The sequence below is a fragment of the Aquimarina sp. AWH4_224 genome (assembly GCF_056160245.1).
In genome coordinates this window covers 344,782-356,369 of record NZ_JBSWWU010000008.1, presented here as the reverse complement: position 1 = coordinate 356,369, position 11,588 = coordinate 344,782, and the positions used below count along the sequence as shown (strand labels likewise).

Sequence of the window (11,588 nt, the reverse complement as noted above, 5' to 3'; positions counted from 1 at the left end):
ATTTGGCGGCAATAGCCTATAACTTGAAGAAATACCTAAAATTCATCAATAAAAACCCAATAAGTAAGCTAGGAAGCTATATTGCTCATATCTTTCCATCAAAATGCCTTTTTAAGCATGAAATAAGCGGTCTAACGTAAGTTTAATATTGACTAATATTAATATGTCTTCCCAGAAAATCAGGACTTATACTCAAGATTATTGGTTGCTTTTTGATGTTTTATGGGCTTGTGCAACGGTTGCAACAGTTACCTATGCGTATACCTATTATTTTTATAACCGCTTACAACTCATATTTACAAGAGGCCTTTCAAGTAAACAGTATTCAATACTTAACAAAACCGTTGGAATATTCTAAACTTGAAATGGCTCTTCAAAAATTTGAAAAAGTAACACAACAATCACACTATACTAATCACAGTCAGCTGATAAAAATTCTACAGCAAATTCCACAGTCTAAAGCTAATTACAAGACTCGTTTATTAGTACAACATAGTACCAAGTATTCTATACTTGAAACTTCAGACACTCTATATTTTGAAGCTGAAGATGGTGTGATTTTTGCACATACAAATCTTAAAAGGTATATGATCAAAGAACGTTCACTTCAAAAATTAGAAACGATGTTAAATCCGTTACATTTTTTTAGGATTAATCGTAACCTAATGGTTCATAGTAAATTTATATCCAGTTTTTCGCGCTTTGATAAAAATACTTTTTCCATCAAATTAGCGAATGGTAAACAACTAAGAACAAGCCAAGGTAGAACTCCACAATTTAGATCTTGGATTCTTGATGGTAATCTACTTTAAAAACCAATTTGTATTGCGTATAATGATAAACTTACCCATTTAGAATTTTAATAATACTCAAAAAGCGTTTTTGCCAGTATTTAGTCCCATTCCAAAGCTTTATCTGTAATTGGTAGTTTAAGCATTTTTTTATCCTTATTGTAGTTATGCAATACTCTCCAGGGCAATCCTTTTCCCTGTCTAGGTAATACGTTTCCTCCTCTTTGAATATAACCAGAATTTAGCGAATCCAGAACGTTTTCATCAAAAAGCATTTCATCTGTAGTTCTAGGAATTACAACAGTAGCCTTGCGATTTTTGATTTCTTTTAATAATCGTACTACATAGTCTGCGGCAATATCTATTTTTAACGTCCAAGAACTATTGGTATACCCAAACAAATAGGCGAAATTAGGAATATCCTGAACCAATACACTTTTATATGTCATCTTTTGATGTATCATTTTTTCTTGTTGATCTATCATAAGTTTCATCCCTCCCAGAACCTGAAGTTTAAGACCGGTAGCTGTTACAATAATATCTGCTGTTAATTCTTTCCCCGATTTTAATAAAATCCCGTGTTTGGTAAAAGCCTCTATTTGATCGGTAACAACAGAAGCTTTTCCTTTGTTTATAGTATTAAAAAGATTGCTGTCAGGAATAGCAGCTACGCGTTGATCCCAGGGGTTGTACTTTGGCGAAAAGTGCTTAATATCTTCTTTCTTATTAAGCTGTTTTTTTATTTTTGACAAAAAGAAAGAACGCATAGTTTTAGGAAATTTACGACTCATTCTGTAAACCAACCGTTGAAGAAAAATATTACGCCATCTAGCAAACCTGTACACTGTTTCTTCCGAAAATAATTTTCTTAATTTAATGGCCAAATGATCCTGTGACGGTATAGAATATACATAAGTAGGCGATCGTTGCAACATAGTTACATGTGAAGCTTTATCAGCCATTGCCGGAACAATGGTAATTGCGGTGGCACCACTACCAATCACAATCACTTTTTTATTTGTATAATCTATATCTTCAGGCCAATGTTGAGGGTGTATTATTGCACCTTTGAAAGTATTATATCCTTTAAACTTTGGTAAATATCCCTTTTCAGAATCGTAATACCCCGAAGCGGATATTAAAAACTTACATTTGTAAGTTGTTGATATTCCGGTTGCCTTATGGATAGTATCAATATACCAATATCTCTCACTACTATTCCAATTTGCACTTAAAGCCTTGGTTTGGTAAATTATATTTTTATTAACACCATAGGTTTCTGCCGTTTGCGACACATAATTTTTAATAGAAGTACCATCTGCCAAGATACTTGTTCCATTCCATGGATTAAACTTGTAACCAAAAGTTAACATATCAGAGTCTGATCTAACACCAGGATATCGAAATAAGTCCCAGGTACCTCCAATCTCGTTTCTTTGTTCTAAAATTGCATAAGAACTATCAGAAATATACTTTTCCATGTAGCAAGCCATTCCTATGCCAGATACACCTGCTCCAATTATTAAAACATCTAATTCTTTAATCATAAAGCTATACTTTAAAGTGATATAACAAAAATCATATAATCAAAAAAAATAAAATTGACAATAGAGGACTTTTTTTTTACTTTAGGAGACATGGAAGAAATGGTTCGATCAAGCAGTTTAACCGGATATGTAGAATTAATGCGTCAATTTCAAGCTGATCCAGCAGAATTGTTGAAAAAATATGACATAAGTTTAAAAGAGCTAGACAATCCAGAATCCTTAGTATCACTTTCATCGGTTTCTGAATTATTAGAAGAAAGTGCTTTTATAACAAACTGTAATAGTTTTGGCCTTGAACTATCCAACTATCAAAATATTGAAGTCTTAGGACCTATATCTTTGGTAGTTCAAAGTGCTAGTACTATTGGGAAGGCAATAGAATTGGGAGCAAAATATCTTTTCGTTCAAAGTCCTGGATTAATTCTAACAATTAACAAGAAAAACTCATTAATCCCAAATACGATAGAGTTAGGCTTTAAAATTAATTTAAAAAGATTTGTAAAAACTGAACAATGTCTGGAATTATGTATCGCCGATCTTCATAAGATTTTAAAAGTAGTCGCTGGATATGCATATCAACCAGTATGTGTTGCTTTCCCACATGAGAAAAAATCTAACAAATATCATGATGTTTTTGATTGTGAAGTGACTTATGGGCAATCAAAAGGTGGAATCTACATCTATCCAGAACTACTTGAACATCCTCTCAAATCTACCAATCAGTTTTATCTCGAAGTTGCGGAAACATATATCAGAAATCACTATGTATTAAATGAAGAAAGCATCAAAGTCAAAGTAAGTAAACTACTATTAATGTTATTGAGTTCTGGACAAGCCTCTAAAGAAAAAATATCTCATTTGTTAGCAATACACCCTAGAACTCTTCATCGAAAACTCAGGAAAGAAGGAGTAAGTTTTGAAGAATTAAAAGACCATATAAGAAAAAAGGAGATCCATAAATATCTTATGCACACCAGCATTCCTCTGGATCATATAGCAGAAATCTTGGGATATTCAGAACAGTCATCAATGACCAGAGCCTGTAAGCGATGGTTTGGAAAAAGCCCCAAAACCCTAAGAAGTCAAAACCATTATTAAAAAAATATCTTATTCAATAGCTACAACACTTTTCTACCTCTGGAGCATAGTAGTCCCCTTGCTTTGTTTTATCCATTACAATACCTTTAGCAACATACTTTTTGAGGATTAATACCTTTGTAACAGCCTTTCTTTATGACAAAGGCTATCATATGGTAGTGATTAAAACAGTACATGATCTGGCTACAGAAGTGATGATAGCGATACCGACAGTACCTGCTCAAGCTACTGATCCAGTGAATAATGTAGGAGAGTTTCAATACAATATGAAAGAAGATCATTATCAATGTAAACAAAAAAACACATTCAAAACTATAGCAAAATAGCGTCGGGCTAAAACCTAATAAACTACCAAAAATTGTAAACAATGCTTTGTAAAAGGCCTCTGTATCTAAGCTAAATTGAAAAAGTTGACTTTTCCATATTTGAAAACATAAATAATACTGCAATTGGTGTAAACTACACTCTAGCTATTTTTGGGGCTCTAAAATAGGTATTTAACAACTAAAAAAAATCTCTAAAACAAACTATTATAGGATTTAGAAAGTATTTCACAAAGTTAAAACGACTATCTACAAATCAACACAAAGATTGTTTTTTACATCATAATATCTTCGTAAAATATTACCAAAACATGATTCGGTATCTAACTATTGGTTTGTAAGAAGGTAAAATCTGTTTTTACTTAGCAACCAACAGATATGCACCAAAGATTTGCAAAAATTAAAACTATTTCAAGGATTTTAAGCATTATTTACACTATTACAATATTTACTTTAATCATTTAATTCACCAACTTATGAAAACTATTAATTTTTTTAGATCGCTGTTTATTTTCTCTGCTATTTTCTTATCGTCTTGTAACGATGAAAGTGAATCCCTGGATGAAAATGTATCCTTAATTGAAGATCGTTCGATGAATGAAAATGAAATCGAATTTGTGGCAAAAAATTATTACACAAAAAATAATCAAAGTACTATCGAAAGAATAGTAAAGAGTTATCGTTCTTTCGATTACGAAGCCATGAAAAAATTTATTGATTTAAGGTATCAATTCAGTATAGAAGAAGGGCTACCAATTGAGCAGGCCGAAAAAGCTAAAGTATTGATGCATCAAATTAATGATCAGGTATTCAGATTTAATGGTAAGTCTTATGCAACAGCGAATCAGGATTTGGTAGCTGACATTTATTCAGGATTAGTAATGAACGATAATGATGAAAAAAGCTCAAAAGCAGCTAATTGTGCAGATGGAATTTGGTTCAGGACAGGAACTACAGACTGGGATAGTAATCAAACAGGGCCTATGGCCTCCATAACATTTAACGGAAGAGTTAACCTAAAAGGAACTTCTGATGATTGCGATTTGTTGTTCAGGTCTCAAAATTTTAATTCATTCTTTACCGTTTCCAGGCTTTCTGCCCAAACCGGTGCAGCAGCCAATGCTTTAGGTTTTGGAGGCAGCACACGATCTTCATCAAGAGAAGATATTCTTAATTCTCAAGAAGCAGTTTTTGAGTTCATTATAGGCTCTGCACGTGTAAGACTTAATTACCTTTTTGGAGGGCCAAATGCTTTTGCCAATGACGTTCTACTGTCCCTCTCCCCAAGATAGGATAGCAACTTTTTCTAATAAGAAAGAAATGAATCTTTTTTTACAATCTTGAAATTTTAAATAATGTAAATACATATCCGTATTCATTAATATTTAATTTGGTTAGTCTCTCTACTTGATGAGCAATCTTCTACAATAAATGGATCAAATATCCTGCATCAAGTTCAGAATTACATACCATCTATTAGTGAATACGGATATTTGAAAAAAATCATTACAACTTAATACTCTTTTTCACTTAATTGAGGTTTTGAATTTGATGTGTGTTCTGTTGCAAAAATAAATGGTTCTATAGATATTCCTTACAGTTAATTGTACTTTAATAACTATTTATAAAACCTAATAAACGTGAGTTCGGCACAATAAAATTTACGTCAGTCTGAGTGATTTTCGATAGAAAATTGTATTGAAGACAAGTAAATTTTCAAACCAAAGCCTAATTTCGATACAATTTTTCTCCGTTTCACTATGAAAAATTACTCAATTTGACGGCTTTTTAGAATCAAATTCTTACATCGAATTCACGTTAATAACATTAATTCTCAATAATTTCTGATTGAAGAATCTCTAGTATTGGTTGATTGTACTTCTCTTTTTTATCAAGAATTCTTCTTTTCTAAATTTCTTAATCGTTCTAACTCCGAAAGATCTGAATCACGATATGGGTCCCAAAATATGTGCTTCATTTTGAGTTACCAATCTCTTAATAATATAACTTCTTATTTGTTGAAAAGATAGAACCCCAGTCCATCAACCCCTTATTCTTTCAAAAACAGGTAATCGATTTTCAAAGTACAACTCTCTTGTTAATCCTGTGCAACTTCTAGTAATCTTACCCCATTTCCCTCCTTTGATTTTAAACTAATAATACCCTCTAAGATAAAAAAAGTTGCTATAATCGAACTATATGAATATATTTAGTTCGATTTTTTTTGTTTTAATCAATCTAAAACAGCATCTTAATTTACAAACTCAACATAATGAATCACTTTTTAAAAATTGCCTTATTTTGTTGCTACTTTAATACTCTTGGCATTATAGGTCAAGAAAGTCCTGCAACGGTCAAAGCATACAAAAATTTGGTGAAATTAGGTGCAGGAAAACTTATTAACAACACTTCCTCATCCAATCTTGAAGGTACGCTTACACCTCCTAATTATCAAGTTGATGTAAACAATCCCAATGGAATTGCCGGTTCCTATACTCGATTTATTGGAACCAACTTAGGTATAGAAATTCTTTTTGGTCTCCCCCTTACCCTTGAGATCGAAGGCTCCGCAGCGGCCTCATTTATTTCGTCTGTTGGCAGCGTAAAAGTATTACCTCCTACTTTATTATTAAATTACTATTTCCTAAACCAACAAAACAGATTCAGGCCATATGCGGGACTAGCCATAAATCATACTATTTTCTATGATGCACAGCCCAGTGTACAATTAGAAAATACGCTTTTTGGTCAAACCGAAATTGAACTCACTCCTTCTACAAATATTGGAGGGTTTTTAGGAATAAATTATCAAATGCATGATCGATATTTTGCATCATTCATGGCAGGATATGTACAAGTGAGTACAACCGCTACGACAATTACAGATACTAGATTTATCGGAATACCTATAGCTACCATAGAGCGAGAAATAAATGTGGATCTCAACCCCTTTGTTTTTCTACTTACTTTGGGAGTCGGATTCTGAAGTTACAAAAGCTTAACCTGTAACCCATTTTAAATATTAATAATTATGAAAAGACTGAAGTACCTTTTGGTATATATTTTACCAATAACAGTATACATTTCCTTCAATAGTAAGGGAATTATGACATTTTTGCCTATCATCATTTTTTTTGGTTTCGTTCCTCTTATAGAATTAATAATCAAACCAGACCCGACAAATTTTGATAAAGAAACTGCAAACAAAGAAAAAAATAATCCAATCTACGATTGGGTGATGTATCTGGCACTGCCCGTTCAAGTAGGAATGTTGATATACTTTCTATTTATTATTCAAGAGACTACTTTTAATACAGTTGAGTTTTATGGTATGGTATCTGCTATGGGCTTAATGTGCGGTGTATTAGGTATTAATGTGGGTCATGAACTAGGACATCGACTAAATAGAAAAGAACAACTTTTAGGAGAAATTTTACTTTTAACCTCGTTAGACACTCATTTTTTGCCATATCATAATGGGGGACATCATAAAGATGTGGCTACTCCTCATGATGCTGCAACTGCAAAGAAAAATCAAATTTTATTTGTTTTTTGGTTTGCTTCTCATTTCAAAAGCTATTTTAAAGCCTGGAAATTGGAACATCAAAGACTTCTAAACCAAAACAAATCTTCATTTTCTTTACGAAACAGGATGATTTCATATTCTATAGCTAACATAGCTCTTCTTAGTACTATTTATCTGTATTTCAATATTTATGTATTTTTATCCTTTCTTTTGGCTGCAACATTAGGAATAATGTTATTAGAAACTGTAAATTACATAGAACATTATGGATTATTGAGAAAAAAAACTCATACAGGTACTTATGAAAGAGTTCGACATCATCATTCCTGGAATTCGGATCACCCAATAGGAAGGCTTATATTATTCAATCTTTCCAGACATTCTGATCATCATTATAATGGTAGTAAAAAATATGCGGTTTTAAAATCCTTCCCGGAAAGCCCACAAATGCCCACTGGTTATCCTGGAATGATGGTTTTGGCAATTCTCCAACCATTATGGTTTTTACTTATGAACAAAAGGCTAAGAAAACTTCAGAAAAAAAATGAATAAACAATGTAATTCAAAACTAATAGAGAGAGGATATACATACTCGAATTATCGTTTGACGTAAAGGAAAAGTTTTTAAGACACCAAACTACCAATTGTTTTCGGAAGGAATACAATAGTTGGATATGTAAAGTAAACCCTGTCTAGGGTTCAAGCCAAAGGCTTCTGGGAGCTAGCTCCCAGAAGCCTTTGGCTTGGTCGCTAAATCGAGTGCTACCCGATCCCCAAATTTAATGTATAATTGTTGGATGATCAAACTCCAATTATGCAATGGGCTTGTCCATTTCTTTTCAATATTCTTAGTAGCTAGATAAACTAGCTTTAGTAAGGCCATATCATTGGGGAAAGTGCCTTTAGTTTTAGTCACTTTCCTGATCTGTCGATGGAAGCCTTCCACGGCATTGGTCGTATAGATCATTTTACGCACGGCAGCGCTAAAACCAAAATATTGTGAGAGTTCCTCCCAGTTATTTTGCCAACTATCAATGACCACTGGATATTTAGCCCCCCATTTTTCCTCTAAAAGCAAAAGTTCTTCCTCTGCTACTTCTTTGCTTACAGCTCGGTATACCTTCTTTAAATCCTTTAAAAACTCTTTTTGATCCTTACTGGCTATATACTTAAGAGAATTACGGATTTGATGGACAATGCAAAGCTGGGTAGTAGTTTTTGGAAAGACACTTAAAATAGCATTAGTAAATCCCTTGAGGTTATCTGTGCAAGCAATCAAAATATCTTCTAGTCCGCGATGCTGAAGATCTATTAAAACCTGCAACCAGAAATTGGCACCTTCGCTTTCTGAAACATACATCCCTAAAACTTCCTTATAACCTTCTTTATTGATACCAAGAATGTTGTAAAGAGCTTTATGCACAACCTTACCATCTTCACGAACTTTATAATGCATCGCATCCAGCCAAACAATACAATACATCGATTCTAAGGGACGACGTTGCCTGGCTTTCACATCTGGGATAACCTTATCTGTAATCTGACTTAAAACCGTATGGGAAATATCAGTATCGTACATCTCTTTGATGTGAGAAGAAATATCACGCAACCCCATCCCCAAACCATACAAACCAATGATTTTATCCGATAAATTCCCTGCTAATATTACTTGACGTTTTTTAACTAGTTCTGGTTCAACACTACTTTGACGATCAGTAGGAACCTCTAATTCAAAAGTACCTTCACTACTCTTTTACTCTCTTTTTGGACTTGCCATTACGTTTGTTGTCTTTTGAACGCTCTTGATCACTTAAATGACCTTCCATCTCGGCTTCCAAAGCCTTCTCTAAAAAACTCTTTAAAAGCGGTGCAAAAGCCCCGTCTTTACCAAATAAACTCTTGCCTGTCATAAATTGCTCAAGAGCTTTTTTCTCTAATGATTCTTGTTCTTCTTGTGTCATGTCTGAATAAATCTTAAAATTAATAACTCACCTTACGCATAATGATATGTTAAAACGCGGATTATGCAGCTCTAGGTGTTGATAACTTTTGTAATTCACTATAAGCCGCTTGCTGTGCGGCTAAATATATTTGAGCTTTCATGGCAAAATGATTTTTATGAGTTCTTTGCTTTAGCCACTCTAATTTTGTGTATGCGACAATAGATAGCATATAATGGTTCATTTGAGTTTTTACTGTTTTTGTTGGGGATTTAGCAAAACCCGTATTGCTTTTTATGGATTTATGAAATTCCTCTACGCCCCACCGTTTTTTGTAGGTAGTAGTGATCTGGTCATACGATAGGTTTAAATCACTACAAGCCAAGTACAACTCGCCGACTGTATCATTCTCGTTTTTGAAAACTTGCTTGGTAAGCAACAGCGGAAAATCCAATTCTTCGAACCAAACCTCCACGGTTTGCTGTCCTGGCTGTAATGTTTCAATACTTATGTATTTGTTAGTATTCTTATCATCTAATGATAAAGCAACCTTACGATTGCTCTTTAATGCTATAATAAAATCTGTGTTTAATTCCTCTTTGCAACAAACCATATTTTCTATAGAACTGAACCAACTATCAGCTAAAACATAATCAAACAGAAACTTCCCGTAACATTCACGAAGCATTTGTCGAAACAACTCATTTTTAGTAACACTACTCTTTCGTTTTTTCTTCCCTGTTTTAGCATCTGTTACCCAACGATCTTTCTTGATAAATTCAACGCAACAAGGTAGACGCATACCACCAACTTCAACTAAAGCAGTCAAAAAATTAACTCCTTTCACTGATCTACCAAATACATGGTCATAATGCCAAGAATTAAGTGTACTCTCATCAGTATATTGCTTTTCCTGTATATAATCATCAAAACTTAAAACAACTGTATCCGATGATTGGGACAACTCCTGAATGTAAGGCTTGACTTTTTTCCATAAAAATTTGCTGTCGTAAATCCCTTTGGATAATTCTTGGGTGATTTTGTCATGCTTTATAGATAACAGAGAAGCCATACCTGTAGCTGTGGTATAGGAAGTTGAACTAATCAAATAATCCGTATATAAATCTTCAAAGTTTTCCATAGCAATATCAAATCAAAGATATTAACAATCTAAATGTTAAAATCAAAAATTACAACTCCTTTTTTGCGTAAGGTGAGTTAATAATTCTAATCTTCAGACAAGGTTTAATTTACAGTCTCCAATAGTTTTATCCGTGTGATTGTTGTCTAGGTACACTACTGAATTACTCAGACAAGATAATTTTCTATTGAAAACCGGGATCAATTAGTATGTATTTCTTACAAATAATTATGCTTCCTGCTTTATAAACCCTCTCTCAAGGGAAGACTAAGATGGGGGATGTTTTAACAAACCTCTTCATTCTCGGCTTGAATAAGTAAGAAGCAACAAATACCCCAAAAATTGGTTTACTAAAAAGTGTACTTTCCTAGGTTTTTCATTTGTAGATAATTCAGCGTATTTCCTAAAATCGACTTCTTCAATATGTTTTAATACATTAGAAAAATTATTGTAAAGTTGATCTAGTTCTCGGTTTTCTTTTTGGTTATGAGCGACTGTTAATAATTTGTCTGTTTCTTCCAAAAATTCATCGATTCCAATTGTTGATTTATTTTGCCCCATAAGATCGTTTTATTAGTATTCAATATTTTGATTGATGTATGATATGCTCCACCAAAAGAGGCTCCCCTAAATGCTCTACAATCATCCGTACTTGTTTAGGTGTATATAAGCCACCCTTATATGCTCCAAGGTCTTTATTGATTTTTCTTATCCATTGACGAAATGTATATGGAGAACATCCATAAGCATTATGAAAATCAGATTTAGATACAGCCTTATATCATTGATTAGCATTTTTAATGAATGAATACTTTTTCATTTGGTAAGATTTAATTGTTTTATAAGCTTCTGATCGTGTAGTCTTTTTAATGTTTGTGTATTGTGTTTAGGAATTCTATTATTCAATAATTCCTCAATAGTACAATCAAAAAAATTGGCAACGATCGCCAATTTATCGGCTGATATCTCCAATCGTTCTTCTTTGGTGACATATAACCACCTCTCAAATGTTCGTTTGCTTACTTTACAGGCGACTGGTAGTTTACGTTTAGCTATTATGTATTCCTGATACGGTAATTTCTTAAGGTGTTTTAAGATATTATATTTACGTTTATTAAAATTCATCTCTACTTTCATTCTTCTTTGTTTTTAATTAATAAACACTGTTTTTCAGATTTTTACTTTTTTAATCTTTCCTTGTTTCTTTTTGTGATATTACATC

The 11,588-nt window shown here is 33.0% G+C and carries 10 protein-coding genes and 1 pseudogene; 6 read left to right on the top strand and 5 right to left on the bottom strand.

Annotation, left to right across the window (positions count from 1 at the left end):
* Window positions 1-254 precede the first annotated feature (254 nt).
* Window positions 255-812 (top strand): LytR/AlgR family response regulator transcription factor, encoded by a 558-nt coding sequence (locus ACXAGJ_RS17435; protein WP_474841455.1) that lies wholly within the window; start codon window positions 255-257, stop codon window positions 810-812.
* Between the two features lie 80 nt (window positions 813-892).
* Here ACXAGJ_RS17435 and ACXAGJ_RS17430 read toward each other — a convergent pair whose 3' ends face one another.
* A complete protein-coding gene (locus tag ACXAGJ_RS17430) occupies window positions 893-2,338 on the bottom strand; it encodes a flavin-containing monooxygenase (protein ID WP_474841453.1) in 1,446 nt (481 codons plus the stop codon).
* A gap of 54 nt (window positions 2,339-2,392) precedes the next feature.
* Between ACXAGJ_RS17430 and ACXAGJ_RS17425 the strand changes: the two genes are divergently transcribed.
* The 5 genes from ACXAGJ_RS17425 (at window position 2,393) to ACXAGJ_RS17405 (ending at window position 7,837) form a co-directional block, all read left to right on the top strand.
* Window positions 2,393-3,436, top strand: a complete 1,044-nt coding sequence (locus ACXAGJ_RS17425) for an AraC family transcriptional regulator (protein WP_474841451.1) — start codon at window positions 2,393-2,395, stop codon at window positions 3,434-3,436.
* A gap of 152 nt (window positions 3,437-3,588) precedes the next feature.
* The gene (locus ACXAGJ_RS17420; protein WP_474841449.1) at window positions 3,589-3,762 is read left to right on the top strand and encodes a hypothetical protein; all 174 of its coding nucleotides are present in this window, start codon (window positions 3,589-3,591) and stop codon (window positions 3,760-3,762) included.
* Between the two features lie 473 nt (window positions 3,763-4,235).
* Complete coding sequence (locus ACXAGJ_RS17415; RefSeq protein ID WP_474841447.1) at window positions 4,236-5,051, top strand: hypothetical protein; 816 nt, start codon at window positions 4,236-4,238, stop codon at window positions 5,049-5,051.
* 980 nt (window positions 5,052-6,031) lie between these two features.
* Window positions 6,032-6,745: an OmpW/AlkL family protein gene (locus tag ACXAGJ_RS17410; protein ID WP_474841445.1), complete on the top strand. Its 714-nt coding sequence runs from the start codon at window positions 6,032-6,034 to the stop codon at window positions 6,743-6,745.
* A gap of 45 nt (window positions 6,746-6,790) precedes the next feature.
* Window positions 6,791-7,837 (top strand): alkane 1-monooxygenase, encoded by a 1,047-nt coding sequence (locus ACXAGJ_RS17405; protein ID WP_474841443.1) that lies wholly within the window; start codon window positions 6,791-6,793, stop codon window positions 7,835-7,837.
* 169 nt (window positions 7,838-8,006) lie between these two features.
* Here ACXAGJ_RS17405 and ACXAGJ_RS17400 read toward each other — a convergent pair.
* The 4 genes and pseudogenes from ACXAGJ_RS17400 to ACXAGJ_RS17385 all read right to left on the bottom strand — a co-directional run bounded on the left by ACXAGJ_RS17400 (window position 8,007) and on the right by ACXAGJ_RS17385 (window position 11,503).
* Window positions 8,007-9,246: pseudogene (locus tag ACXAGJ_RS17400) on the bottom strand (IS256 family transposase).
* 61 nt (window positions 9,247-9,307) lie between these two features.
* Entirely contained in the window at window positions 9,308-10,366 is a 1,059-nt protein-coding gene (locus ACXAGJ_RS17395; protein WP_474841441.1) for an IS701 family transposase, read from the bottom strand.
* A gap of 297 nt (window positions 10,367-10,663) precedes the next feature.
* Window positions 10,664-10,927: a hypothetical protein gene (locus ACXAGJ_RS17390; protein ID WP_474841439.1), complete on the bottom strand. Its 264-nt coding sequence runs from the start codon at window positions 10,925-10,927 to the stop codon at window positions 10,664-10,666.
* Between the two features lie 255 nt (window positions 10,928-11,182).
* Window positions 11,183-11,503: a hypothetical protein gene (locus tag ACXAGJ_RS17385; RefSeq protein WP_474841437.1), complete on the bottom strand. Its 321-nt coding sequence runs from the start codon at window positions 11,501-11,503 to the stop codon at window positions 11,183-11,185.
* Window positions 11,504-11,588: the final 85 nt, after the last annotated feature.